Raw genomic sequence first — 25348 nt, forward strand, 5'->3', positions numbered from 1 at the left:
GGTCACGGCGTCGGAGGTCGTGGGCCGGTCTCCGCCCGGAGCGTCTTCTCGAAGCAGAGGCTTCGCGGCGGATGGGATCCGAAGGGCGGGATGCGCACATACCCGCTGGACTCGTACAGGCCCGCGTCCCGGAGATCGGCCGCCTTCAGGCGCGCGATCCGGCAGCGGCGCCGACGAGCGAGATCCTCGGCCCCGCGCAGCAGCAACCGGATGACGCCGACGCCGCGATACTCCGGCCGGACGTAGATCTGGCCGACCTCCGCGCCCTGCGCACCGGCCGGATGCCCGCCCGCCGCGCTGACCCACCGCACCCCGGCGCAGCCGATCGGCTCGCCGTGTTCACGGGCGACCAGGAAGACCGTCCCCGGCTCGGCCACCGGCGGCTGGTCGGCGTCCGCGCCGAACCGGGCGGCCAGCTCGGCCGCCTGCTCGACGTGCAGGCCGGTCACGATCGGGTCGTCGAAGGATGCCTCGACGAGTTCGACGCGGGAGCTGCTGCTCATGCCAGGCCACAGTAGGGAATCGACCGCTCGCGCGCGGCGGGTTCGCGGTCACGGGGTGCCGGCCTGCGCCGGTAGTGGCTGCTGCGGGCGCGGGTCTGGTGCTCACGTCGGTGGGTCGACCAGGCCAGGGCGAAGTCGAGGGTTGCGGCGACGGGTTTGGTCACGTGTGCCAGGAGACGACGGATCTCCGCTGGTGTGAGGCGGACCAGGCCGCTTGGGCTTTTGGAGCGTGAGCTGCGGTGACGGCAAGGTAGGCGTGGGCGAGCATGGCCAGGGTGATGTGGCGGTGCCAGGCGTCGTAGCGGCGGACCTGGTACTGGTCCAGGCCGACTTCGTTCTTCGCGTTCTGGAAGCACTCCTCGATCGCCCACCTGGCCCCGGCGATGCGCATGAGCTCTTCCATCGTGGTGCCGGGGGGCGTCGCACAGGTAGTAAGCGATCTCCGGCTCGCCCTTGCTGTTGGGGGTGAGGGAGCGGCGCGCGAGCAGCCACCGCCCGCGTGGCGAGCACGGGCTCGGGCGGGCGCTGATACCTAATTAATATTTTCGCCAGCACCAACTTGCCGGGCGCCGACAAACCTGGACGGATCCTACTGACGACAAAAAGCCGTCACATCACCCCAACGAGAAGAGGGACACATGTCGGACCCGAACTGCCAGCACAAGTGGCGAAAGGTCGGGGACAAGGCGATTGAGTGCTCGGAGTGCGGAGAGGTGCGCACCCTCAGCTGATCCGGTCCCGGCGTGGGCGCCCCTACTAAGGGGCGCCCAGTGACATGACGAAGCGTCGTCGGGGATTCCCTGAAGGCGCGAGACCAGCCTCGACGTACGCCGCATTGCGGCGTGCGTCGAGGCACCTCTTTTTTACGGCCTTTGGTCAATCCCCGCGAGGCATGGAGACGGTTCTCTGCCACTTGTGGCCTACCGCCGACCTCGAAACGCATGCCCGATCGTTAGAGCTTCGTTAGAGCCGACTTGTTGCAGCCGAAGCCCGAAGCCGGACTGTCGTGAATTTCTGGATCCAGTTGGAGACAGGGGCCGTGTACGTCAAGAGACGTGACGGTAGGGACATCGCAGACCTGGAGGATCGCCATGTGCACACCCGTGCCGACGAACAACCCGCCGCGCCGCCCGACGATCGAGCCGCGGCCGGATGAGCCGCGGCCGCATGAGCCGGCACCGGACATGGTCTGGTAACCGGCGGAACAGGGCGTAGAGACCTACCCGTCTCTGCCCACAACAGCGGCCCCGCCCTTCTCTGGGCAGGGCCGCGTTTCCGCGTTGAGGCCACCGATACGACTGCCGGCGAAGGCGGCCGAGTTGATTGCCGCGCGGCTTCCCGCGCCTGGGCAGACCTGGATCGACGCCGGGTCTCCTTCGCTGCCTCCTGTCGGCACCGTGAGGCGAGTCGCAACGGCGACCGGGCGGGTCGGTTCGATCAGGCCGGGCGGCGCGGCCGATGGGGGGCGCAACCCGAGGCCGCGGCGCGGCGGGGGAGCGGAAGGCGGGGAAGACTTGCGATTTCGGGTTGCGAATCCGCAGGCGCACGGACTTTAGAGGTCAGGAGGCCGCGCCGTAGAGTGCGGTATACGACCAGGCAAAGCCAGAGCCCGCCTGCCAAACGAGAGGTCCATGACCAGTGTCAACCATCCTGAGCGACCTCGAGCTCGAGTCACCGCTCGTCGGCACGACGGTGACCGCGCACATCAAGGTCGGTGGCCCTGACGGATTCAACTGCACCGTCTACGACGCCGGCACCGAGCAGGCTTGGGATGCGCTCCTGCTGCGCGCCGACGCGTACGACCTCCCCGAGGGGGCGCCACCGCCCCGGTTGGATCCGGGGGACACTCTCGTCGCGCTCGTCACCGGCGTCGCCGAGGGAGAGCAGGACGGCGAGGAGCGGCTGCTGCTGTCGGTGACGGCTCCCGAACTGGTCGAGCGGATCCTGTCGGGATTCGTCGACGAGATCCTCGCGGGGAAGGTCGTCATCAAGAACGTGGCGCGGGTCGCCGGCACCAAGGCGAAGGTCGCCGTGGCTCCGACGACCTTGGGAGTCGACGCTCGGGGCGCTTGCATCGGCCGGGGCGCCATCCGGATCAAGAGTGCGGAGCGGCTGCTGAACCGCGCGTTCGGCAGGGAGAAGCTGGAGATCATCGAATACTCCACCGACCGGGCGACCTATCTGCGGAATGCGATGAGTCCTGTCTCGGTCACCGACATTCTCGTCGAGCGCGATGACGCGGTCGTGGCGGTGGAGGAGCACCAGCTCTCTGGCGGCATCGGCGCGGGTGGCCTGAACGCCCAGCTCGCCGGGCAGCTGACCGGCCTCTACGTTCAGGTGGTCAAGGCCGGCACCGACCTCCGGAAGGCGATGGACCGGCTCAAGGCCGATCAGGCCACGTCGGTCTCGGCGGACGAGGTTTGAGACCACACACAGCGATGCGTTCCACGGTCGTTCGCGCGAGGGCGGGGTCCCCGCCCCGCGGTGTCGAAGATCTGAGCGGTGACGATGAGGATCATCTGGACCGGGAATCCCTCGTCCTCGCCGGCCAGGCCCTGACCTGGCAGTCCGTGTTCAGCAGCGGCGCGCTCACCGCGGTGCCGCTCAGCGGGACGTCCGCCTTGCTCGTACGCCTTGACGAGGAAACGCGACCGGAGGAGTGGCACGATCGGTTCGTCATGGGCCTCGTCCACCGGATGAAGGGCGAGCTGTCGATCGCGGCGGTCACGGCCAGGCTGCTCGCCGAGGCGGCCGGCGAAGACTCCGGGGACGACACCGAACTCCTCGCCTCGGCGATCGACGGGTTCGTCGGACTGCTCGGAGAACTCGAGGAAGCGCGGACGCCCGAAGGGCTCGCAGAGCAGATGGTGAGGGACGTACTCCGTACCCATACCGCGCTGCTGAACGGACTCGAGCATCAGCAGGTGTCGGTCCGCGAGCACGAGGAGTTCACCATCCACACCGTACGGTCGGCCTCCGCCCATTTGACCCGAAGTGAACTCGAGCGACTGGGGCGGCAGGTCGGGCTGCCCTGGCCGGCCCGGCCCAAGAACGGGCTCGGCCGCGACCTGGGAATGGCCCGGTGGCGCGCCACCGTGCAGAGCCAGCGCCACCAGATGTGGTGCCGGGTGGAGAAGAAGAACGTCCTCGTCACTGAGCTTTGGTTTCGGGAACCTCGGAAGCGGCCGGGATGATGTATCCGTATCCCGTCTTGGTCACCACGAGGCCCTCGCCGAGCTTGCGGCGCAGCCGGGAGATGTGCTCGGTGAGCGTACGAGAAATGCCCTGGTCGGTGCCCCAGACCTGCAGCATGATCTCCTCCTTGGAGACCGCGCGGCCGCGGTTGAGCGCCAGGAACTCCAGGACGGCGTATTCCATCGGGGCCAGCTGTACCGCCACCCCGTGCTTGAAGACCTGTCGCGCCGAAAGGTCGATCAGCACGGGCGGAAGCTCGACCAGGTCGCTTCGCTCCCGATCGGTCGTCCTGCCGGCGCCGGCCGAGCTACGCCGTAGCACCGCGTGGATCCGAGCGAGCAGCAGCTCCGGGTCGAACGGCTTCGTGATGTAGTCATCGCCGCCGAGCCGTAGCCCGAGGGCCTGCTCGTGTGGCTCGCTGCGAGCGGTCAGCAGGATCACGGGCGTGTTGTTTCCCTCTTCGCGCAACTGATGGATGAGGGACAGCCCGTCCATGTCGGGGAGGTTCAGGTCGAGCAGTGCGAGGTCGATGTCCATGCGGCGTAGCGCGTGCCGGGCCTGTTCCACGTTGGATACGGACCTCACCTGAAAATTGCGCCTGGTCAGCAGGCTTGTAACGACCTTGATGAATCGCGGGTCGTCGTCGATGAGGAGAACAAGTGGCACGAATCCCCACAATACCCAATGTGGTCGTCCAAGGGTCAGACCATGGCAGATGTCGCAACGCGTGACAGGGAGAGGGCCAGACGCATTCGCTACGGCGTCATCCTCTCCCTGCTCATGCTCTGCGGATTCGGTGTGACCGGCTCGCCGTACGACCGGATCGACCCCGGTCCGGTCATCCGGATCGGTCCGCCGGCGCGCGGATCCTGGCTGGTGACAACGGTGGTCGTGCGGCACAGCACCTGGTTCCGGTGGGCGTTGGCCGGGCTCACGGAGGAACGCATGGTCCGGAGGCGGGGTCCCGGCCCGGCGACGACCGATGCGATGGACGCCTCGCAGACCACGGCCGCCCTCGTCGCCGCCCAACTGGCCGGCCGCCGAAGACCAACCGGCAGCGCCGGACTACAGGTGACCGGGATGGCGGGAGCGGTGGCCACGATCGGGCTGCACCCCGGTGACGTGCTCCTGGCCGCCGGTGACGCCCGGCACCTGGCGCCGCTCCGCGACCAGACCGATCTGGGGTCCGTCACCGCCGCCATGGGGAACGTGCGCCTCCTCGTGGCCCCCAGGATCTCCGGCGAGTCGCTGGGGACATCCACGACCATGGGGATATCGAGCGCCTCGCTCGCCGTGGTACGGGTGGATTCCGATGTCGCCGCGACCGCGTTTCCGCTCGGCGTCGTACAAGGGCCGTCGGCCGGGCTGATCCTGACACTGGCCCGTGTCGACGCATTGGGCTCGGGACGCCTCATCGGCGGTCACCACGTCGCCGGCACCGGTGGAGTCGGCCTTGACGGCTCCGTGACCACGGTCGGTGAAGTCGCGGAGAAGGTCAAAGCCGCGATGGCGGCCCACGCGGACGTGTTCTTCGTGCCGGCCCTTCAACGCGACGTCGCGGTACGGGCGGCGCGGGGCGGCACGATGCGGATCGTCCCGGTCGGCTCCGTCTCCGATGCGGTGAAGTGGCTGTGCGCCGTCGGCGGGCGCTCCCCGGCCTGCGAGGCCTCTTGAGGCCTGCGGCACCGACCGGGCGGGCGCTGATAGCGTCTGCATCACGGATGCCCATCGGACCGGAGACCAGATGAGGGTGCTCATCGTCGACGACGATCCCGGAGTCAGACGGCTGCTCCGAGTGATCCTGGAACGCGATGGTCATGAGGCGGACCTGGCCGGGGGCGGCAACGAGGCGTGGCACCGGCTCACCACCGCCTCCCTGCCGCGGTTGCTGATTCTCGACCGGATGCTCCCGGACATCGACGGGGCCGATCTCGTGACCCGGATTCGCGCCGCCGCCCACACCGCGAATCTGCCCGTCCTGGTTCTCACCGCCGACGCAGGCATGTCAGGCGACCTGGATGACGGCTCCCTGACCCGCGTTCTCGCGAAGCCGTTCGACCTCGATCAGCTCCGTGAGCTCATCTCCGCACTCGCGGGCGGCCGATCGGCGCGCCCGGATTGACGAGAGGGATCCAGAAATCGACCTGTAGGCCACCGGACGGGGCGGTCACCAGTTCGATCCGTCCCCCCATCGCGGCCATCAGCATGTCCGCGATGTAAAGCCCCAGTCCCGACCCTGGAAGGTTCCCGGCGGCGGTCGCCCGATAGTACGGCCGTGTCGCGAGGGCGCGTTCTTCATCGGGAATGCCGGGTCCTTCGTCCGCGATGCCGATGACTCCATATGAGCCGACCTCGCGTACCGTCACGGTGATCTTCCCGTCGGGCGCGTACTTCTGCGCGTTGCCGAGGGCCAGCAGCAGGCACTGCCGCAGCCCCAACGGATCAGCACGCACGGTGTGGCCGGGAGAAGAGTCGATCAGCGCACGCGCCGCTACCGACGGGATGGTGCGCAGAGTCCGGTGTAGTAGTGCCGTCACATCGATCGGTTCGACCATCGGTCGGAGAGCGGCCGGATCCGAGGCACTGACGGCGGCGAGACCCCTGACGACGTGGTGCATCATCTCCACGGCGTCGAGGATCGCCTCGACGGAGTCCGCCACGTGCCGGTCGTCCGGGAGGAACTTGCCCAGCAACTGCGCGTGGCCGCTGATCACGGTCAGCGGGCCGTGCAACTCGTGGCGTACGGAGTCCAGCAACAGCGCCCGTGCGTCCTCGAGCCGCCGCGGCTTCGACACGTCAACACCGTCCACGGCCGTGAGAGCGGTGGCGGACCGGTCGGCGACGGCGCTGACCCGAACTCGTTCCTCCCCGGTGTCATGGCGATTCCACACGTCGTTCCAGAACACCCCCAGGGCCCGACCCACATCTGTCAGCGCTTCACCCAGCATGCCGAAGATCACCCGGGACGCTCGATGCCGGCCGGTCGCCCGTGAGGCCGCGCACCTTGACGTCGTCGGTATGCGCCGCACCGGGGAGCACGGCCATGCTTGCAGCAGTGCAGGAGTCGTCGTCGCGACTACAACACGCCTGCGAGTGAACTTCATCGCTCTCAATTCTTCTCAGCTCGATACGCGTCGCCATTATGTGAAGCGGCCAAGGGAGGCGCGATCGTTTAAGTCCGCGAGTTAAACGATCGCCCGTGGCCCCCCGCATCGTCATGCTCGGAACATCTTCACCAATGCCGAGCGGTGGATTCAGGCTCAGGCCACTGGGCGAGGAAGCGGTATTGGGTGGAGCCTTGGAGGTTCTGTCAAAGGTGGGCCGCCGTGGTGGCGGGCGGGCCGGGTGTGGATCGCGGACGCGACGGTATCGGCCGAGCCGGGCGGTGCGCGTCGGCGTGCGCGGGTGCGGTGAACGCCGGTGCGGAGACAGCGGCGGTGGCGGCGAGCGTGGTGCTGATCTTCACTGATGGGTGTCTTTCAGGGCGAGCGGCTGCAGTGGAGATGGTGGGTGGTCGGGCCGGGGTACGGTGCGAGCGCCTTCGGCGCGAGCTTCGCACGGCGGGTCAATGTCGCGATCACGCCGGGATGTGGGGCCGGGATCCGCTGCGTGGTGTGACCTGAAGCCTGGGCGGATACACCTCGCGCGCCTTCCTGGATGATCAACGGACGGCACCATCGTCGACGGACGGGCGCGACTGCACCAGGCAGAACCTCCGGCAGAAATATCGGCAGTTTCTTGAAACTCATGTGCCTCCGTCTGGCGCGCGCCCGCCCGGTGGCGGCCAGAGACCGCTCAGGTTGAGCGAGTTTCATCAGATCTCCCGTTGTGTGTCCGGACTTGCATGGCTGGTCAGAGACTTCCGGCCGTCCCCCGTGGGCTGCCGGTTGGACCCGTCTTGCATGAAGTGGCAGGACCAGGGTGTCCGGATCACCTGAACGGAGTCACGTTTCCCGTACGAACCCGTACGAACCTGCGGCTCCGATTCTGAACTTCACAACCGACTCACCTTCCTGGTGCAGAGGTTGTTCCCGGACACTGATCTTGACGATGAGCGCCTCATCCAGGCTGAGGATGTGCGATTCTTCTCGGCCCGATACGCGTCGCCATTATGCGCAGCGGCCAAGGGAGGTACGATCGTTTAAGTCCACGATCGCCCGCGGTCCTCCCGCTGCCAGCTCGGTTTCATGGCCTGATCTGGCCGGACTTTGATCGCGTTAACTCTGCGCCTTCTACGCTGGAGATCGTTCTGATAGGTCTTCGGGGGCGTGATGTGACGACGATCAGCTACCCCACCGTGGACCTGGCCCAGACCAGGTTCGCGCTCTCACCGCTCGGCCACCTCGTGCACGGCGTCCACGATTCGGCGTGCAGCCGTGACTCCTCACTCCGTCGCGCCTGGTGGCACACAGCGCGCCGCAACGTCCCCGCGGCCGCCCACGATCTCGTCGCGCGCATCAATGCCGACCCGTCGGACCCGCCGGCCTTCCTGGCACCGCCCTTGGCGGGTTATGGATACACCGAGCCCACCTTCGACACCGAACTCCAGGCCCTGGAGGCGGCATCTCCCGGCCTCAACGGCACCGTGGACGCGCTGCGCAAGCTCTATGACGCATGCCTGGCCGATGACTGGGCGCAGATCTCCCGGGAACTGCACGCCGACCTCGGCGGGCGCGCTGCCACCCTCCTGGCCCAAGGCCCGGCGGCCGCACTAGCCGGCCTCCACGACGGACTGGCCTGGAAGGACGGGCAACTGATCATCCCAGGCCCCGACACCCTCGAGTTCGACGCAACAGGCGGACTGGTGGCGATGCCCTGCGCGTTCGGCCAAGCCAGACTCCACCCGATCCTGACGCCGGGACAGGTCCCGATCCTCATCTACTCGATCGCCCCCACCCCGATGCGGCCTGCCTCAGCGCTTCGGGACACCCTGTCGTCTCTGATCGGACCAGGCCGGGCCCGCTCCCTTCGCGAACTCGCCAAGTCCCCCGCCTCCACCTCCCAGCTCGCCCACCGCCTCAACGTGTCGGTCCCAGCCGCCTCGATGAGCGCGGCCGCCCTCCGGGACTCGGGCCTCATCCAGTCGGTCCGCGACGGCAAGAAGGTCATCCACCACCTCACCCCCGCCGCGGCAGCCCTCCTGGCCGCCAACCCCGCCCCAGCGACCCGGTGATCAAGTAGTTCGCACAGCGCTACGCCGCATCCGTCGTAGCTGGTCAACGGCCATGGCATGCTCCCCACTCCGCCCCTCCGCCTGACCGCTTCCCCATGCCCCGGATCCCCCCGGGTCCGGGGCATTGTCATGCCCAGCCAAAAAAATTCGATCTTCCCCTTGCGTCGCCGGGTGACGCGCTCACAGTCCCCTGATGCGGGCAAGAGTCCGCGGAAGTTCACTGAACAAAGGAGACCCGCGATGGGGTGGCGTAAGAACAAGGACACCGGCCGGCCCGCCTCCGGCGTCCAGTCCGGCTCCGGCGGCCAGTACTCCGGCCCCCGGTCCGGCCACGTGCACGAGTTCTCCCACGAGAGCGCGCCCGACAAGAAGGGTGTCATCACCTGGACCTGCGACTGCGGCGACTTCATTCAGTCGAAGTAGGAGTGGCCCCAAAGTGCGAGCCCCGGCTCGACCCGATAAAGGTTCACCGCCCCTGACCGGGGACATGTGACCTTGCCGCGCGTGGATCCACTGGGTCCACGCGCGTTCGTGTGTTTCCTGGCCTATGGCGACTTGAATCGGTCCCACGCCGAGACTGAGGATTCGGCCCGTGAGTCTGGTGAGCTCGCGTAACTGATGAGCACGTATTCCTCCGGCGCAGGGCCATCGAGGTCACTGTGTGTGGTCGCCGGGGGCGTAGCGGGTCCAGGTCTGGCCTGCCTCGGTGGCGACGCGGGTGGCGGTGTTGTGGTGAAAGCCGAGGGATTGGGCGATGACCGGGGCGGGCGCTTGGAGCACGAGCCGGCGGAGGGTGGTGGTGCGTGCGGCCTGGGCGGGGAAGCCGTGGTCTTTCAGCTGTCGCAGCATGGTGTCGATGTTCAGGGGTTGCCCGGCGCGGCGGCCGGGGAACAGCCATCGCGCGTCGGGGTTGGTGGCGGTGTTCATGTTCTGCCGGTGGTCGATGAGGTCGGCCAGCAGCGCGGCGAACGGTTCGGGGACTGGGGTGGGCGGGTCGCCGAGCCGGAGCAGGACCTCGCCGTTGTGGTGGAGGACGTCGTCGATGGTCAGGCGCAGGAGCCGACTGACCGGCTGGGCGTAGAGGAGCGTCAGGAAGGCGGCGACGCGGGTCGGCAGGGGTATCCGCGAGTCGGTGGCGGCTCGGCGGATCAGCTCCAGGCGGCGGTGCTGGCTGAGCCGTGTCCCTTTGGCGGCCTGCTGGGCGGGCAGGGCGAGCCGGGGCATGAGGTGGTTGGCCATCGCCCAGAGCAGGAAAGCGCGCAGGGCGCGGCGGTCATGCTCGTGGTGGGTGGCGTGCCAGGCGTCGAGATCGGCCTGGGTGCAGGTGGCCGGCGTGCGGTCGTGGCTGTCGAGCCAGGTCAAGAACTTGCGGGCGGTGCCGAACCGTTCGCTGGCAAAGCGTCGGACGTTGGGTGTGAGCGGGCGGGTTTCGGCTCGGGCCCGTAGCCGGGGCAGCAGTTCCCAGATCGCGAAACGGCGCAGCGTCTGCTGGTGAGGGTGTTCTTGGAGTTCGGTGAGGCGGTGCGTCAGCCAGGTCTCGAAGTGCGGCAGTTGTTTGTCGGTGGCGGGCAGGACACCGCAAGCCATGAGGAGGTCCCGGACGTAGGCGACGGTGCGCCAGTTCGGTAGCTGGTGCAGCGCCTCGTGGGTGAGGGGGACGCGGCCGGTGGCCAGGTCGGCGAGGAGAGCCTGGTTCCAGGGATGGCGGAGCCACATCCATCCGATCCAGGGGTCGGGCATCGCGATCAGGTGGTCGGCCAGCGGCTGCAGCATGGGGTTGGTTCGGCCGGTGCCGTCGTCGAGGGCGGCGGTGACCTTGTCGGTGAAGGTGCAGCGTTCGCAGAGCCTGCCTGTGTGCAGGCGTCCCTCGAACCCGCAGCGGTCGCAGAAGAAGCTGCGGGTGATGCCCGCGCAGTCTCGGCAGATCGGGGCTCCGTGGCGGTCGCGGCCGGGCAGCAGCCGCTCGGTTCCACAACCCGGGCAACAGCCGCGGTCGCGGAGCGCCCGGTCCGGGCAGGTGCGGCAGATCGGCCCGTCAGACCAGTTCGCGGCTTTGGCGGCGCGGCGGCCGCGGCGTGCGCAGTCGCGGATGTGCCAGCGCTGGTATTGCTCGGCGGTGCGGTAGGAGGGGCTCACTCGGGGCGGATGCGGGCGCGTTTGGGCCGGAGCGCGGCCAAGTCGACCACACCGGGCCCTGCGCCGGTGCCGGTTTTGCGGATCTCCACGTTCTGCGCGCGCGTGGCGATCAGGTCGCCGGGGCCGATGTCGAAGATGTCGCAGAGCGCGGCCAGGACCGGCAACGAGAGCCGTTCGGGAGTACCGGTGACGAGCCGGTGGACCTGCGAGACCGACAGCGTGATGCCGCGGAAGCGGTCCTGGTCTCTCTGCCCGTCGCGATCAGGTCCGCGCTCCCGTCCACCAGCCGGGTTCTCAAGCAGCTCAACGCCCTGGCCACGGGTCCGATCCCGACCAGCCAGCTGGACCACGCCGACTTGCTGAAGATCGAACGGCTCCGGGCGAGCCTCGCCGACATCACCACGCTGACCAGCAGGATCAAAGAGCTGGACAAGCAGATCCCGACCCTGCTCGGAGAACTCGGCTGCACCCTCACCAACATCTGCGGGATCGGCCCCGTCTTGGCGATGGAACTGCTCGTGCAGGTCGGTGACCCACAGCGGTTCCGCACCGAGGCCCAGTTCGCCCGCTGGTGCGGCATCGCACCAGTCGCCCTGTCCTCCGGCGAAGGCCACGGCCCAGCCCGACGCCACCGCCTCGACCTGGGCGGCAACCGCGACGTCAACTCCATCCTGCACGCCGTCCACGTCACCCAGGTCCGCTGCCACCAGCCCGCCAAGGACTACATGGACCGCAAGACCACGAACAAGACCAAACGCGAAGCTCGCCGCTCGCATAAGCGTCAGCTCGCCAACGTCATCATCAGGCACATGTGGCGCGACAACGACCGCCGCACCAGCCCAGCGCCCACCATCGCCGCAGCCGCTTGACAAGAGAGCTTCGAGTCGCTGAACGCCCAGTTCCGTCAGGCCACCCGGCGGCGCGGCCACTTCCCGACCGACCAGGCCGCGTTGAAGGTGCTTTACCTGGTCATTCGCAGCCCCCGCAAGAACCGGGCTAACGTGACCGGCAAGACCCCGGGGTGGAAGGCAGCACTGAACGCGCTGTCGCTCTACTACGGCGACCGCATCACCCTCCACTAGAAGTGATCACCGGCCCGCCCACAAAGATCCGGACAGTCCCGGCAGCGTCGGGGACTCCCATAGATCACGGAGGCGGTCGCCCAGGTCCATGACCGGATCGGAAGCTGCCCCGGCAGGTGAGAGAGAGCGGCACGAAAGAGAACCGGCCCTCGTCCACCATGAAGGTGGCCAGGGGCCGGCTTGTTGAAGCCGCCGACCGGCGGTGGTTCAGCGTTTGAAGGCCGAGGTGAGCTGTGCCAGGCCTTGCCCCACCGCTTCTGCTGCATTGCCAGGGCGCGCCACGCATGCTTGGCGTCCTTGGTGTCCTGCCGCTTCTTCTGCCACACGTCCTTGGCGGAGCCCTCCGAGAATTCCGCTTGATTACTGGAGGTCGGTCCTTACGTGGAAGGGATGGAGTTGGAGTGGGCTTGGAGGTTTTGGCCGAGGGTAGGTGGTGGGAAGTGGAGGGTGGGTTCTTCGTCGCGTCTCAGGATGCGGATGTGCAGTTGTTGGAGGCTGGTGCTCGGGTCGATGCCCAGGTTCTCGTTGATCGCATGGCGTGTGCTTTCGTAGAGTAGGAGCGCGTCAGCTGACCTGCCGTCCTGGAAATAGGCGACCATGAGGTAGCCGATGAGTTTCTCTCGATAGGGATTTACCGTCATGAGGGTGGGAAGGTGTTCGGCCACCGCTTCGTGCCTGCCGTGCTGCAGGCACAGCTCCGCCCATCGCTCTACTGCGGTTAGGTACCGATCTGTCAATCGCGGCACCATGTCACGCCTCAGTACCTTTGAGTCCACATTCGACAAGGGCGTCCCTCGCCACAACCTGACAATCTTCTCCAACTCCCACATCGCCGGCTCGCCGCGTGCGATCTGCAAGGCCCGCTCCATCTGCAGCAGGTCGAGCTGATCATCATCCACCCACAATCTGTATCCCGCACCTGCTGATTCCAGTGTTAGGGCATCGCCAAGCGCGTGTCGCAGCCGGAATACCGCATTCTGAAGCGCGTTGCGCGGGTGGGTCGGGCTGCCGCGGTCCCATACGGCCTCGACGAGATCATCGACTGGCACTGCCTGATTGGCTGAGATCAACAAGGCTGCGAGCAGTGATCGTGTACGTGCACCCGGCAGGGGTATCGGACGTCCCGTGCGCGTCACTTCAACGGGACCCAGTGTCGCGAAATAGGGTGTCGCCACCGTGGAACCTTTCTGTTACAGAATCAGAACGTTGGTCAGATCCGGACCGCCTGGTCGAACACCGAGCACGTCGATACCGACCACCAGATCCACATGGCCGACCCCGGCTACGGCGCCCGCAAACGCACCGAACCCGCTTCCAGAGCGGAGGTGACCCAACCCAAGAAGGCAGCCCGGACAGTGGCCTGATGTCCAACTGCCACGGACACTCCTGGGGCCCTCGCATGGGCAGGGGGCCCGGCGTGTGCCGGGCCCCCTTGTTGGGAGCACTCGTGAGTAGCCGACGTGTGCCGACTCGTGCCTCGGTCGCGACGGCGTAGGCGCCGTCCTGGCCGAGGCATTGTTTGAGCCTGAAGGCCAGGTCACCTTCAGGCCGACCGGATCGAGGTTCACGGGTTCTTGGCCTCGTTATCTGGCCTTGACCCCTCTTCATCTCCGGCGCAGGGCCCTGCGTGTGCCGGGTCCTTGTTGGGAGCACTCGTTGAGTGGCCCTGGTCGCACCGGCGAATGCGCAGCCGGGCGAGGGCATCCCGGGTTCTCTAACGGATGCGCTTGCCTTGGTCGCCCTTGCGTTCGAGCGACTCGCGCCCCCATTTGGCATCCACCAGGGTGACCCAGGCGCCGGAGACTGCCATGGCGATGTCACCGATGATGTTCAACCGGGGTAGGCGTATGTGCTGGCTCAACTGCACGGGCATCCCCGCCAGTGCTCCAAGTTGCTGGATTCCGGCGTATGCGGCGCCTTTGTTGAGCTTTCGCTGGATGAACACCCCCAGAATTGAGGGAATGCCCATCATTATGATGCACCAGAACCACACCGAGAGTGACCAGAAGTTGGCGCTGGGCTGACTGCGGCCTGGGGGGGAAATCACATTCACGATCACCAAACACACGGCGCCGAAGAGGTTCATTCCCGCGAATATCATCGCGCCGGGACGCCAGGCCGTTTTGCTGACGTTGGCGGCCCGCCCCTCGACGACGATTAGGCCGGTCACGGCGAGCGCCGCCAACGAGGCGAAGACGGTCCCGCGAATGATGTGTTGCCCGCCGCCCGACTGCATCAAGAATGCAATCATCGCGAAAGAGGCGGCCACGAGTGAGAACGGCACGAGGTACCTGACGCGTTTGCTCTCCACGTACCTGAAATGGCCGCCCACTCTTTCGACCCTCCAGCTCTTGAGCACCCCAACCAGAGCCGGGGCGAGGGTAGTCACGGCCGTGACCTCACTGATGGACACGTCGAGAATACCCCTGAAGTAGCAGTACAGGTTGCATGCCTGAAGCACGCCCCCTGCTGTTATCAGCACCAAGGCTTTCCGCCGGAGGCTGCCTCTGCCTCGTTTCGGTGCCTTGGTGTTCGGAGCCGGCAGGACAGCCGGCTCTTCCTTCTCCCGGAGGTGGAGCGTGATCACGGCGAAGAGCAGTTGGCTGATCGCGGCGATCACGAGGGCGAAAGCCATGCCCCTCAACCCGCTGAGGGAGGACACATGCGATCCTCCAAGAGGGCCGCACACCAGCAGCCCCACTTCGAGGACCATCATGGCCGACGCCGAGTACAGCCAGCGCGAGCCCACCGCCGCCGCCCTGATCGGGGAGACGGTGCGCGAGATCAGGGAGGCGGCCAAGGCGTTCCCTGCCTTCGCCCTGCTCTCCCGCGACAGAAAGCGCGTCCAGCGCGCCCGAGCCGCATGGGGACCCCTTGGGGTCAATTTACGTCGCGACATCTTCCTTTCCCTCTGTGTCGCGGCGTAGCGAAGCAGCTCGAGTTAGTCGTCGCTCGAGCTGCTTCGTTACGCCCAACGGAGCAGGCCGCGAATGCGGACTGCGGGCGCAACGAGCAGCCGAGCGACCATCTCTCGGTTGTGTTGCGTTAACGAGTCTGACACATAGAGGGGTTATTGGCTAGACTGATTAACGTGCAAGCCTCTCCTTGATGCGGCGGCCTAGTCACCCGTCGGCAGAGGCGCACGGAACGGCGGGAAGACTTCCCCTTCCTCTGTGTGGGAAGTCAACCCGTCGTTTCCACTTCAGGGTGATTGCTTTCATAAGCCTCGAAGAAGATCAAGCCGATGATGGCGTTGAGGGCGTCTCGAGGTGGCGAAGGTATGGACGTCATGGCGCCGACCGTGCGCCCGGTGTCCGGAAACACTGCGAGTCAGAGCGAATCGGTGGTGACAAGGGGGCTCGACGAGTTCGAACCTGAGATTGACAATTGCCCTGCAAAGCGCCACGCCCTGACGCGACAAGCGTTACCGTGATGGAAATCCCTGCCGCGTCAGGGCGACACCTTTCGGCTGTGCGAACTGCTGTCTCGCATTATCGGGGCGTGTGCGGCACACGTCCGGCGGATCGGCCAGTCCGCCGGGCGCGCCGGTCAGTAGGTCACCAGGTTGAAGCGGCTCGGTCGTACGGCCGCGGTCGCGGCAACTGTCCACGGCGAGGACGGTCTGAAGCGGCACTTACCGTGCCGGAAAGTGATCGTGGGATCATACGAGCCGATCCAGGCGCGCCACACCGATTTTCGAGTCGGCCATGCCGTAGAACACGTAGTGGAGGCCGTCCACTTCCTCAATTGCCGTGGGGAACACGACATTCGGCACGATGCCGTCGCGCTCGTCGGCAGTCTCGGGGGACAGGATCGGTTCGGCGGTACGGGCCAGCACGTGACCGGGGTCGGCCTGGTCCAGCAGCATCGCTCCGGCGGCGTAGTGGACGTGCGGCTGGTGGTCGGTGCCTGTGACCATTTCGCCACGCACACCGTGGTGGAGGAGCAACCAGCCTTCGTCCACGCGGATCGGGGCCGGTCCGGCACCGATCTTCAGGTCTTCGTACGGGAACTCGCTCATCGCCACGAGCCGGTGGTCGCGCTGGTACACGAGCGCGGTGATGTCCCATTCAACCAGGCCTACTGGCACATAGGAGATCCAGATGCCGGGCCGGTCGTCGGTGATCTGTGCCGGCAGCCGGACTCCCTCGCCTTCGCGGATCCAGCTGAGGTCCCACATCGGCCGGTGCAACATCGCATAGGAAAGGCGGCCGTTGGGGTCGGGCACGGGCTCGGGGAAGAACACCGCGTCCTTGTTCGGGAACAGGTTGAGGTCGGTGTCGAGACCGGGCTGATAGGTGAAATGCACCGGTCCGAGTCGCCGCCACGTCGACAGGTTCTCAGAGACGGCCAGGGCGAGGCGCGGGCCGAGTGGCCCGTACGCGACGTAGGTCATGACGTGTACGCCGAGGGACGGTATCCAGGTTGTGCGCGGGTCCTCGACGCCTGCGTTGTTCGCGCCGCGCTCCCAGCCCTCGTCGGGAGCGAGCACGACACCGCGGCGCTCGACACCGGTCGGGACCCCGTCGGTCAGCATGACCTCTGCCAGACCGATCCGCGAGACGTTGCCCTTGGCGACTAGGCGGGGGAGCAGGTGAAGGCGGCCGTCCGGGGTGCGGCCGCTGGCCGGGTTGAGAACGCCCTCGGCCTCATTCGCTTCGCCGGGTTGGGGCGACATGACCACGCCAAGGCGAGTGAGAGTGTACGGGACGGTAGTAGAGGTGGTGGAGGTCAAGAGGTGTTAACCCTTCACGCCGGAACCGAGGTTAGTGGACACGAAATGGCGCTGGAACGCCACGAATATGACGACGGCGGGTGCGGCGAGCACGCAAGCTCCCGCGAGGATGGCGCCGTACGGGTTGCCGGACCGCGCCGCGACGTTGCTGATGTAGTTCGCCAGTGACACGGCGAGCGGCTGCATGTTCTGTTGCTTTGTGATCAGGAACGGCCAGAGGAACTCGTTCCACGGCCCGATGAAGGTCATCAGCATCGCCGTGACAAGCGCCGGTTTGACCAGCGGGAGCGCGACCCGCACCAAGATGCGCAGCTCGCTCGCGCCGTCGATGCGGGCCGCGTCGAACAGCGTCGCCGGGACTTGCAGGAAGTACTGCCGGAACACGAACACGGCCGTGGAATTGATGGCGAATGGCGCGATCATCCCGAGGTAGGAGTCGCCGAGTCCGTAATCCCGCACTATCAGTACGTACAGCGGGATTGTCAGGAGCTGGAATGGCACGACCTGGACGAGCAGCATCGCGCCGAACAGCAGCCCGCGGCCGCGGAAGTGCAGTTGCGCCAGCGCGTATCCGGCGAGGACGCCGAACACGACCGTACCGAGTAGCACACCGCCGGTGAAGACGCCGGAATTTACCAGTCCGCTGACCAGGTCGATGTTCTTGTCGATGTTCCGGTAGTTGTCGAGCGAGAGGTTCCCCGGATTCGGCACCGCGCCGGACGGCGAGCTGTCCACCGTGGTCTGCAGCGACCCGATGAACATGTAGTAGAAGGGGAACAGGAAACCGATCGCGCCCAGAATGAGCACCGGCAGCCGCCAGCCGATCCACGCCTGCCGCTTCTTCTCCGGATGCTGGGTGGTCACGGCTACTCGCGCCACCCGAACATGCTGGACCATGTGATCAATTCCTCCGCAGCAGGTAACGGTCGGCCAGCGCGACGACGAGTACGGCGAGCACCAGCAGTACGCCGATGGCCGCGCCCACATCTGGGTGCCCCTGCTCGATGCCCCGCTGGTACATCACCAGTACCGGCGATGCCGACGCTCCGTCCGGCCCACCTCCTCCGGTGAGCAAGTACGGCTCGGTGAAAAGGTTCGCGCCGGTGACCAGCGAGAGCAGTACCACAAGGGTCGTGGCCGACCGCACACCAGGAACGGTGACCGACCAAAAGGTGCGCTTCCGAGACGCGCCGTCGACTGCCGCAGCCTCGTAGAGCTCTTTGGGCACGTTCTGCAAAGCAGCGAGGTATAGCAGAATGAAGAAGCCCAGCTGTTTCCAAGTCACGTACACCGCAACGGAGGGCATCGCCAGGTGTGAGTTGACCAGCCATGACGGATGCGGGGCGAGCGGACCCAGCGACTTGTTCACCAAGCCCGAGGAGCTGAAGAGGAACAGCCAGACTCCGACCACGGCCACGCTCGCGGTCACATACGGGATGTAGTACGCCGCGCGGAAGAACGCACGGAACGGGATCGCCGCATTCAGCGCGGTGGCCAGCAGCAGTGACAGCGTGACGGTGAGCGGCACGTTGATCACCAGGAACAGTGCGATGTTCCCGAACGCCTGCCGCACCGCCGGGTCGGTGAGCGCCTCCTTATAATTGTCCAGCCCGACCCATGGCCGGGGCACCGAGACGCCGGGCGCGGTGAATATGAACCGGTGGAACGACATCCACACGGCCAACCCAAGCGGATAGGCGAACACCGCGACGAGAAACACGGCATACGGTGCGGTGAAAAGGAGGCCTACCGGCCTACGGCCGAGGAGAGCCGCGAAGCGGCGTCCCTCCTTGGCCGAAGCCATGGTGATGGTCGTCATCGCCGACGCCTTAGGAGTGCTTCGCCAGGCCGTCGATCTTCGTCGCGGCCGTGTGCAATTCCAGCAGCGGGTCGCTCTTACCGAAAATCACTGAGCGGGACCACGCGTCGCGGAAGCTCTGCCAGATCGTCACGGAGTTCGGTATCGACGGCACCTCGACGGTCCGGTCGGCCTCCGCTGCGAAGTCGTTGTACGCCGGATTCTTGGCGAAGTAGTCCGCATAGGTTTGCTGAAGGTTCGTCCGCATCGGCATCTGGCCGGTCTTGCCGAGTAGTTTGCCGTCCTGATCGACGCTGGTGATGAACTTTGTGAAGTCCCAGGCGGTGCCGCGGTTCTTGCACGAGGCGTACATGCCGATGTTCTTGGCGTCGCTGAACGTGTGGATCGAGTTGGCCGGCATCGCCTGCGAGGTCGGCACCGGGACCACGCCCCAGTCGACCTTGCCCTTGTAGACGTTGACCGCCCAGGGGCCGACGGTGGCCATCGCTGCGACACCGTCGGCGAAGGCGTCGCCGTTGTACTTCTCGGTCCCAGCCAGGTTCCCCGCGTAAATCGAGCGCCAGAATTGCGCGACCGACTGCCCGGCGGGAGTGTCGAACTGCGACTTCCCATCGGCCACCAACTGCTTGCCGCCCGACTCGGCCGCGAACATCGGGTAGAAGTCGAACCACGATTGGAAGAACTCACTGGTGGGCGCCGGGTAGATCGCATACTTGGAGACCTTGGCCGCGACCAGTTTCTTCGCCGTGTCGAGGAACTGCGCGTTGGTGTGCAGCGGCGGATTCTTCGGGTCCAGCCCGGCCTTTGCGAACAGCTTCTTGTTGAAGAAGATCATCACCGGGTTCGACTTCCACGGCAGCTGGTAGTACTTGCCATCAGGCGACTTGTACTGGCTAGCCCTTGCCCCGGTACGCGACTCGATGTACTTGGCCCCATCCGGGAAGTCATTCAGCGGTACCAGCCCGCCTTGCGCTTGGAAGTTTGGTACGGCCGCGGGCGCGGTGTTGAGGATCAGGCACGGTTCCGTGCCGGCGGTGATCGCCGCCGTGATGACCTCCTCCGAGGTCTTGCCCGCGGGGATCTCCTCGCCACTGACCGTCTCTTTCGGGTGCGAGGCGTTCCACGCCGCGACCGCGGCCTTGCCCCAGGCGACCTCGTCCTCGTTGTTGGAGTACCAGATCTTGATCGGGCCGTGCGCTTGGGCCGCTTTCGTCACGTTCGTGCCACTGCCCCCACCGCCGCAGGCGGTAAGGACGGACAGGCCCACGGCGGCTATGGAAAGGACAATGGGGGTGGGTTTCATCGGATCTCCTCGATGGGGGGTGGTGACTCATCGGCGGCCGCGCCGGCGGGGCGCAGTCGGCACGATTCGTTTTCAGGTTCGGGATCAGCCGGGCGCGGATCCCGTGGAGTAGCGGATCACGAGCGCTCCGGGGGCGACGTCCTCGTCACCGGGGTCCCTGCCCTCGACCAGGTCGAGCAGGACCCGCGCGGCAGCTCGCCCCCAGCCGAAGGGATCGGTACGCACGGTGGTGAGCGCGGGATGTACGTGGGCCGACAGTTCCATGTCGTCGAAGCCGGTGATCGACAGGTCGTTCGGCACCACGTAGCCGCGCTCGTGTGCGACGGCCATCCCTGCCACGGCCATCAGGTCGTTCGCGTAGACGATCGCCGTCGGCCGCTCGGCAAGGTCGAGCAGTTCCCGCGTGGCCGCCGCGCCGCCGGCGGCGGTGAAGTCGGACTCGACGACCGGGCCCGGCGCGAGCCCCGCTTCGTCGAGCGCCGCGGTCCACGCCTCGTGTCGCCCCCTGCCGTGCAACAACTCGGTCGGCCCGGCGACATGCGCGATCCGCGTATGCCCGAGCCCCACCAGGTGACCTACGGCGGTGGCGATCCCTGGCCGGTCATCGAGACAGATGGCAGGGAACCCGGACTCAATGTCAGGCCGGTTCAGGGTGACCGCGGGGAGCCCGATCTCGGTCAGCAGGGACAAGCGCGGATCCGAGCACCGCAGGTCGGTCAGGAACACGCCATCCACTCGGCCCTCCCCGCCCAGTCGCCGGTATCCGGCGATCTCCGCCTCGGCGTCCGGGACGACCTGAAGCACCAGAGACTGACCGCGCGGCGCCAGAACGGCCTCGACACCGCCGATGAACGCGGGAAAGAACGGGTCCGAACCGATCGACTCGGGCGCCCGCGCCAGCACGAGGCCGAGTGCGAACGCACGGGAGGTCGACAGCGACCGCGCGCCATGGCTCGGTTGCCAGCCGAGTTCCCTCGCGGTGTCGAGGATGCGCTGGCGCGTCTCCTCGCCTACTCCCGGCCTCCCGTTGAGTGCGAACGACACGGCACCCACCGATACTCCGGCGTGCGCCGCGACGTCTGCGATGGTCGGTCGGCGATTGGACACGGTGGCGACTCCTCGACACATGAAGTTCATAGCCAAGGCACACGGACTTCACTAAGTCATTTGATTCTTAGCTGGTGACTAAAGCGGTTTAGTAGCTCTCGGTCAAGCCGATCACCCTGCCTTGGGCGCCCATAAAAGCGGTGCGGGATCGAAATGAAAGCCCGACAGCGGGCTAATGAGATCTTGAAGGCGGCGTCGGCTTTCTTCGTGGCCGAGATCGACCGGCCACACTCGCACTCGTGAGTTTCATCGATCACTACCGCGAGGTGTTCGGGGTCGAGTCGATCTGCCGTGTCCTGGCCGGGCACGGGCTGAAGATCGCACCGAGCACGTACTACGCGGCCAAGGCCCGGCCGGTCTCGGCGCGAGCGGTGCGCGACGCCCGGCTCAAGACCCAGATCAGTGATGTGTGGAGGGCCGACTTCGAGGTCTATGGCGGCGATTGCCGAAAACTAGAGGCCGAGAGAGAGCGGCGCGAAAGAGGACCGGCCCTCGTCCACCATGAAGGTGGCCCAGGGCCGGCTTGTTGAACCGCCTATGCGGCGGTGGTTCAGCGCCAGCGGGCGATGCGGTGCCACAGCCGGCCGTACCAGGTCAGCTCCAGCGTGTTGTACCGCGCGTCCTGCACGGCTCCCTTGGCGTCCCGCTTCTGCTCCTGGAACGAGTTCTTGAGACTGGCGGCCTTCAGAACCTCGGCCTGGGCGGTGTACGCCGAACGCCGGGCAGTCCGCGCCATTTTGAGCCTCTGCTTGTGGTCCCGCACTTGGGCCTCCGAGGCGCTCACGTGCTTGGCTGCGGCGGTGGCGTTGGTGGCCCGTCCTCTGAACATGGTTAAGCCTTCCCTAGTTGAAGCTGGATCCGGTGTCCCGCATCCAGTGACCTTTCTGGTCGAAGTCCGACTGTCCGCCGGGGAACGTTCCTCGCAACCAGGTTCAGGGGCGAATTTCGCCGATGCCGGCCGAAGGCCCGGGGCCCGGACCTCGGTTCGGGCTCTGCGGCGGTCTCCATGATCAGGCACGGTTCGACGACCGCCTGTCGTTCACCTGAAGTTCTCTTGCCTGGGGGGCGGCCTTCCGGACTGTCACTGAAGGCGCTGCTTCGCACTGCTTCCGGCACTAGTGCCGGAAGCAGTGCAGTGCAGACCCCGCGCATCACTAAAGGATGCGCGGCCACACGAAGCAGAAAGCGGTGAAATGAAAATAAAAAAGAAAGAACTGCCGAGCCGGCTTGTCGGCCGGATCGGCTCCTGTCGCGGGTGGTTGATGCACCACGCGCGCGGTCTCATCGCCGCCGTCATCGGTTCGCTTTGGCTGCTCGCCGCGGCCGCCACAAACATCGGAGGAACGATCTCCGGGCGGGTCGCGACGGCCGTGATGCAGCCGCTGACAGCTGGTCACCAGTTGGTGGCCGTCCAGGCAACCACCATCACCTACCTGTTCAGCGTGCCGCTCTACGTCGCGCTGTTGGTGACGGTGAAGGGGAAATTGAAACAACGGAGCTTTCGCGACGTCGCCTCGGACACCAAAAAAGGCGACAGGCGCTTCACATGGCTCCTGGACAACACTCGAAGGTTCCCCCTGGTGAACAAGCGCCTGGTCCGGTTCGCGGACTGGGAGAGGGATTTTAGGGGGGTTCTGAAGTTGGTCCTGCCGTTCCTGGTGAGCTTCATCTGCGCCAACCTGCTGACGCAGTACTACGCAACGAAGCTTCCCCTCGCGTGCGGCAGCGCAATAGGGACCCTCGGTCCGATCTCCATGGCGATGGTGATCGCCTGGAAGGGCGACAACAGGGGTCTCCCGCTGTTCCTGCCGCTGATGTCGGCATTTGGGGCCGCCATGATGATTCCCTGGCACCGGCTCGGCGTCGCGGGCGTACTGGTGATGGCGTTGGCCGCCACCCTGTGTGGTGCGCTGTTCTCCGCCACCTCTGCGATCAGCCGGAAGGTGAAGGGTCTCCTGCTGTTCCTGCCGCTGATGTCGGCGGCCGGGCTGGCCATGGTGATCCACTCGCACGGGCTCGGCGACACGGGAGTACTGGCGGGCGTGCTGGCCGCCCTGTGCGGCGCGGTGTGCTCCGCCACTATGGCATCCAGCGGAAAGGCGATGGCCGACGCGGGCATCAACCTCAAGGGAACGGGACTTTCGATGGTGGCCGGGCTGCTCCTCGGGGCACCCTTCCTCATCGCGGTCCACTGGTCCTGGGGGATCGTGACGCGCGGGGCGATCGCGGGTCTCTTCGTAGTCGCCGCGGGGGTCCTGTACTGGGTGGCGCAGGCACTGCTTCACCTTCCGAAGCGGCTGGTCGGTGCCCTGTCGGCCAACGGGCCGGCGCTGAGTGGTCTGGTGGGTCGTGTGACCCTGAACCAGTCCCTGGGGCTGTCGAGCCTGGCCGGGATCTGCACGATCCTGAGCGCCTCGCTGCTTAACGCGGCACTGACCGGCTCCCCTGACGAGAGGGCCGCGGAGAGGGCGAAGCACCACGCGTACAAGGACGAGGACCGGGCGCCGGCCGGTGACGGCGGGTGCCCGATCGTCGGCCCGGAGATCAACCCGGAGAACAACAAGCCGCCGAAGCCGCAGCGCGGGCAAAGGCGACACGGGCCGAAGAGTCCCTTTAACAAGGACACTCACCGGAAGACGAAAGCCCTCAGGAGGCAGGCCCGGAGGCGTTAAGCCCGGAGGCACAAGAACAAGCACTGACGAAAGGTGACCCAATAGCGGCCCCGGGGGGTGATCCCCGGGGCCGAGTCGCGTTCGGGCTACCTGCGCGTCCGGTATGCGCTGGGTCGGCGAGTGGCCCACTTCGCTCGAACCGGACGGCGGCCGAACAGGGCAAAGCACCCAGCCTGGGTTCAGCCCGAGCCGTACCGCGTTCAGGACGCCCGCACAGGGCGGCAACGGGGGCGCTGGTATGTCATCGGGGCTCGTCAACGCGGTGGCAGGGGCCCGATGCCGCCCGGCGTTCGAGTCCAGCGGAGGTCTCCTGCCCTGGAATGCCCGCACTCCTCCGTTGATCACGGCGTGTAGCGCCTGCCACATTGCCGTGCCCTGCCGGAACTGGACGGTTCAAAGGATCCGGACGAGAGATCCGGTCCGCACGGAGCGTAGCCCGTGCGCTACAACACGAGGGAGAAAAATCAATGAGTCCATTTAAAAACCAGGCATTAGGCACCGGAGGCATCTGCGTAGGCGTCGTTGCGATGGTGTGGTCGGCCGTTTTGGCGGGCGGCCTCACGGCGCGAGGCTTCGCCGGGCCGACCGGCACGGGCCTGATGACCGCGGTCGGTGGCGCCGCCACGTTGGTTCCCGCCCTCTGGGGCGGGTTCCCGCGCGCCATCGTCCGTTCCAGGCGGGTGTGGGTGAGCATCGTGGTGCTCAGCGCCGCGACGTTCGCAATTAACTGGTTCTTCGGGCGAGCCATCGGGCTCGTCGCGGTGGCGGTGGTGACCGCCGGCGAAACGACCGGGTTGGTAATGACCCCGGCGCTCATCCAGGCGTGGCGAAGGGGACCGGGGGTCTTGGTTTGGCCATTCGTGGCCCTGACGGGAGCCGGCTTGCTAATCCGGCCCTGGGAGGGCGCGTGGAGTCTGCAAGGCGTCGTGTTCTCTTTCCTGGCCGGTGCGGGGTTCGCGCTCAGGATCGTGTTCACGAAATGGATGCGCCGGGATGAGGAGGACGCACCGACCGATGAGCGTCTGTCGACGTTCGAGGCGATCTTCGCGCGCGGCGTGGGCGGGCTCGTCGGCGGGCTCCTGCTCGTGTGGGTCTTGCCTACCGGGGGGAAGCACCACCCTGAACTCTCCGGCCGGGTGATCCTGATCGTGCTGCTGGGCGGTATCGCGGGCACGGCGATTTCGGCGTTGGCGGAAGTGGTCGCCGTCCGGGTGAAGCTGGACCCGGTGGCGATCAGCACGCTGTACGCGGCGGCCCCGGTGGTCGCGGTCGTGTTCACCTGCGTGGGCCAGCGCCGCTGGCCGACGCTGGTCGAACTCGGCTCGACGGCTCTCGTGTTCCTCGGCGCAGCCAAGGCCGCGTCGACGGACCAGGAGGCGGCCACGGTGCTGTCGGAACGAGAGAGCCTCATCGAGGCTGATACGCCTCCGGGGCACTCCAAGGCGCCGGCCCCGCTCCGTGGCGCGCCGGGACGCCGACGCCTTAGAGAACGACCTCCGAGCCGGAAGGCCCAGGGGAGGGGCAACAAGAAGAAGAACAACGCTCGAAGGCACAGGAGGTAGTCGGCGAGAGTTCGTCACCGAACGCCGGCCCCGGGGTGATCCCCGGGGCCGTGTCGCGTTG

At 66.7% G+C, this 25348-nt stretch carries 25 protein-coding genes and 2 pseudogenes; 12 read left to right on the plus strand and 15 right to left on the minus strand.

What is annotated here, in order from left to right; genetic code table 11:
• Nucleotides 1–2: 2 nt before the first annotated feature.
• The 3 genes and pseudogenes from ACQP2O_RS12170 to ACQP2O_RS12180 form a co-directional block, all read right to left on the minus strand.
• On the minus strand, nt 3–503 hold the full coding sequence (locus ACQP2O_RS12170) for a GNAT family N-acetyltransferase (RefSeq protein WP_433183004.1): 501 nt from the start codon (nt 501–503) through the stop codon (nt 3–5).
• Nucleotides 500–667 carry a hypothetical protein gene (locus tag ACQP2O_RS12175; RefSeq protein ID WP_433183007.1) on the minus strand — a complete coding sequence of 56 codons (168 nt, stop codon included), beginning with the start codon at nt 665–667 and terminating at the stop codon, nt 500–502. The genes ACQP2O_RS12170 and ACQP2O_RS12175 overlap by 4 nt, the downstream gene beginning before the upstream one ends.
• Nucleotides 664–1003: pseudogene (locus tag ACQP2O_RS12180) on the minus strand (IS701 family transposase); the annotation flags it as partial. The gene ACQP2O_RS12175 and the pseudogene ACQP2O_RS12180, both read right to left, overlap by 4 nt.
• Nucleotides 1004–2141: 1138 nt before the next feature.
• Here ACQP2O_RS12180 and ACQP2O_RS12185 point away from each other — a divergent pair.
• Complete coding sequence (locus tag ACQP2O_RS12185) at nt 2142–2927, plus strand: hypothetical protein (RefSeq protein WP_433183010.1); 786 nt, start codon at nt 2142–2144, stop codon at nt 2925–2927.
• A 14-nt stretch (nt 2928–2941) separates the two neighbouring features.
• On the plus strand, nt 2942–3697 hold the full coding sequence (locus ACQP2O_RS12190) for a hypothetical protein (protein WP_433183013.1): 756 nt from the start codon (nt 2942–2944) through the stop codon (nt 3695–3697).
• On the opposite strand, the gene ACQP2O_RS12195 is transcribed toward ACQP2O_RS12190, so the two are convergent.
• Nucleotides 3654–4364 (minus strand): response regulator transcription factor, encoded by a 711-nt coding sequence (locus ACQP2O_RS12195; protein ID WP_433183016.1) that lies wholly within the window; start codon nt 4362–4364, stop codon nt 3654–3656. The genes ACQP2O_RS12190 and ACQP2O_RS12195 overlap by 44 nt on opposite strands.
• 42 nt (nt 4365–4406) lie before the next feature.
• On the opposite strand from ACQP2O_RS12195, the gene ACQP2O_RS12200 reads away from it, so the two are divergent.
• Together ACQP2O_RS12200 and ACQP2O_RS12205 are read left to right on the plus strand one after the other, a co-directional pair.
• On the plus strand, nt 4407–5372 hold the full coding sequence (locus ACQP2O_RS12200; protein ID WP_433183019.1) for a S16 family serine protease: 966 nt from the start codon (nt 4407–4409) through the stop codon (nt 5370–5372).
• Between the two features lie 70 nt (nt 5373–5442).
• Nucleotides 5443–5820, plus strand: a complete 378-nt coding sequence (locus tag ACQP2O_RS12205; RefSeq protein WP_433183022.1) for a response regulator — start codon at nt 5443–5445, stop codon at nt 5818–5820.
• Here ACQP2O_RS12205 and ACQP2O_RS12210 read toward each other — a convergent pair.
• A complete protein-coding gene (locus ACQP2O_RS12210) occupies nt 5777–6646 on the minus strand; it encodes a sensor histidine kinase (RefSeq protein WP_433183025.1) in 870 nt (289 codons plus the stop codon). The two genes, ACQP2O_RS12205 and ACQP2O_RS12210, sit on opposite strands and share 44 nt — an antisense overlap.
• A 1325-nt stretch (nt 6647–7971) precedes the next feature.
• Between ACQP2O_RS12210 and ACQP2O_RS12215 the strand changes: the two genes are divergently transcribed.
• On the plus strand, nt 7972–8871 hold the full coding sequence (locus ACQP2O_RS12215) for a winged helix-turn-helix domain-containing protein (RefSeq protein WP_433183028.1): 900 nt from the start codon (nt 7972–7974) through the stop codon (nt 8869–8871).
• 240 nt (nt 8872–9111) lie between these two features.
• Nucleotides 9112–9294 (plus strand): hypothetical protein, encoded by a 183-nt coding sequence (locus ACQP2O_RS12220; protein ID WP_433183031.1) that lies wholly within the window; start codon nt 9112–9114, stop codon nt 9292–9294.
• Nucleotides 9295–9525: 231 nt separating this feature from the next.
• Here ACQP2O_RS12220 and ACQP2O_RS12225 read toward each other — a convergent pair whose 3' ends face one another.
• Nucleotides 9526–11007: a hypothetical protein gene (locus tag ACQP2O_RS12225; RefSeq protein WP_433183033.1), complete on the minus strand. Its 1482-nt coding sequence runs from the start codon at nt 11005–11007 to the stop codon at nt 9526–9528.
• Nucleotides 11004–11357, minus strand: coding sequence for a helix-turn-helix domain-containing protein (locus tag ACQP2O_RS12230; RefSeq protein ID WP_433183036.1), 354 nt, complete (start codon nt 11355–11357; stop codon nt 11004–11006). The genes ACQP2O_RS12225 and ACQP2O_RS12230 overlap by 4 nt, the downstream gene beginning before the upstream one ends.
• Nucleotides 11358–11363: 6 nt before the next feature.
• On the opposite strand from ACQP2O_RS12230, the gene ACQP2O_RS12235 reads away from it, so the two are divergent.
• A complete protein-coding gene (locus ACQP2O_RS12235) occupies nt 11364–11876 on the plus strand; it encodes a transposase (RefSeq protein WP_433183038.1) in 513 nt (170 codons plus the stop codon).
• A 6-nt stretch (nt 11877–11882) separates the two neighbouring features.
• Nucleotides 11883–12089, plus strand: a pseudogene (locus ACQP2O_RS12240) (transposase); the annotation flags it as partial.
• 377 nt (nt 12090–12466) lie between these two features.
• On the opposite strand, the gene ACQP2O_RS12245 reads toward ACQP2O_RS12240, so the two are convergent.
• Together ACQP2O_RS12245 and ACQP2O_RS12250 are read right to left on the minus strand one after the other, a co-directional pair.
• Nucleotides 12467–13264 (minus strand): AfsR/SARP family transcriptional regulator, encoded by a 798-nt coding sequence (locus ACQP2O_RS12245; protein WP_433183041.1) that lies wholly within the window; start codon nt 13262–13264, stop codon nt 12467–12469.
• A 539-nt stretch (nt 13265–13803) separates the two neighbouring features.
• Nucleotides 13804–14724 (minus strand): hypothetical protein, encoded by a 921-nt coding sequence (locus ACQP2O_RS12250; protein ID WP_433183044.1) that lies wholly within the window; start codon nt 14722–14724, stop codon nt 13804–13806.
• Between the two features lie 79 nt (nt 14725–14803).
• Between ACQP2O_RS12250 and ACQP2O_RS12255 the strand changes: the two genes are divergently transcribed.
• Complete coding sequence (locus tag ACQP2O_RS12255; RefSeq protein ID WP_433183046.1) at nt 14804–15016, plus strand: hypothetical protein; 213 nt, start codon at nt 14804–14806, stop codon at nt 15014–15016.
• A gap of 734 nt (nt 15017–15750) precedes the next feature.
• Here the strand turns inward: ACQP2O_RS12255 and ACQP2O_RS12260 are convergent.
• From ACQP2O_RS12260 to ACQP2O_RS12280, 5 genes are all read right to left on the minus strand, one after another.
• Complete coding sequence (locus ACQP2O_RS12260) at nt 15751–16767, minus strand: glycoside hydrolase family 130 protein (RefSeq protein WP_433183049.1); 1017 nt, start codon at nt 16765–16767, stop codon at nt 15751–15753.
• A gap of 63 nt (nt 16768–16830) precedes the next feature.
• The gene (locus ACQP2O_RS12265) at nt 16831–17721 is read right to left on the minus strand and encodes a carbohydrate ABC transporter permease (protein WP_433183052.1); all 891 of its coding nucleotides are present in this window, start codon (nt 17719–17721) and stop codon (nt 16831–16833) included.
• Nucleotides 17722–17725: 4 nt separating this feature from the next.
• Nucleotides 17726–18643, minus strand: a complete 918-nt coding sequence (locus tag ACQP2O_RS12270; RefSeq protein WP_433183054.1) for a carbohydrate ABC transporter permease — start codon at nt 18641–18643, stop codon at nt 17726–17728.
• Nucleotides 18644–18653: 10 nt separating this feature from the next.
• Nucleotides 18654–19946, minus strand: coding sequence for an ABC transporter substrate-binding protein (locus ACQP2O_RS12275; RefSeq protein WP_433183057.1), 1293 nt, complete (start codon nt 19944–19946; stop codon nt 18654–18656).
• Nucleotides 19947–20030: 84 nt separating this feature from the next.
• Entirely contained in the window at nt 20031–21053 is a 1023-nt protein-coding gene (locus ACQP2O_RS12280) for a LacI family DNA-binding transcriptional regulator (RefSeq protein WP_433183060.1), read from the minus strand.
• A 239-nt stretch (nt 21054–21292) separates the two neighbouring features.
• Here ACQP2O_RS12280 and ACQP2O_RS12285 point away from each other — a divergent pair, with 239 nt between their 5' ends.
• On the plus strand, nt 21293–21583 hold the full coding sequence (locus tag ACQP2O_RS12285) for a hypothetical protein (RefSeq protein ID WP_433183063.1): 291 nt from the start codon (nt 21293–21295) through the stop codon (nt 21581–21583).
• A gap of 20 nt (nt 21584–21603) precedes the next feature.
• Here the strand turns inward: ACQP2O_RS12285 and ACQP2O_RS12290 are convergent, their stop codons facing one another.
• A complete protein-coding gene (locus ACQP2O_RS12290; protein WP_433183066.1) occupies nt 21604–21882 on the minus strand; it encodes a hypothetical protein in 279 nt (92 codons plus the stop codon).
• 364 nt (nt 21883–22246) lie between these two features.
• Here ACQP2O_RS12290 and ACQP2O_RS12295 point away from each other — a divergent pair, with 364 nt between their 5' ends.
• Nucleotides 22247–23725 (plus strand): hypothetical protein, encoded by a 1479-nt coding sequence (locus tag ACQP2O_RS12295; protein WP_433183068.1) that lies wholly within the window; start codon nt 22247–22249, stop codon nt 23723–23725.
• Nucleotides 23726–24192: 467 nt separating this feature from the next.
• Nucleotides 24193–25287 carry a hypothetical protein gene (locus ACQP2O_RS12300; protein ID WP_433183071.1) on the plus strand — a complete coding sequence of 365 codons (1095 nt, stop codon included), beginning with the start codon at nt 24193–24195 and terminating at the stop codon, nt 25285–25287.
• The last annotated feature ends 61 nt before the right edge of the window (nt 25288–25348 follow it).

Origin of the sequence: Actinoallomurus sp. CA-150999 (genome assembly GCF_050942425.1) — a bacterium.
Lineage (GTDB): Bacteria > Actinomycetota > Actinomycetes > Streptosporangiales > Streptosporangiaceae > Actinoallomurus.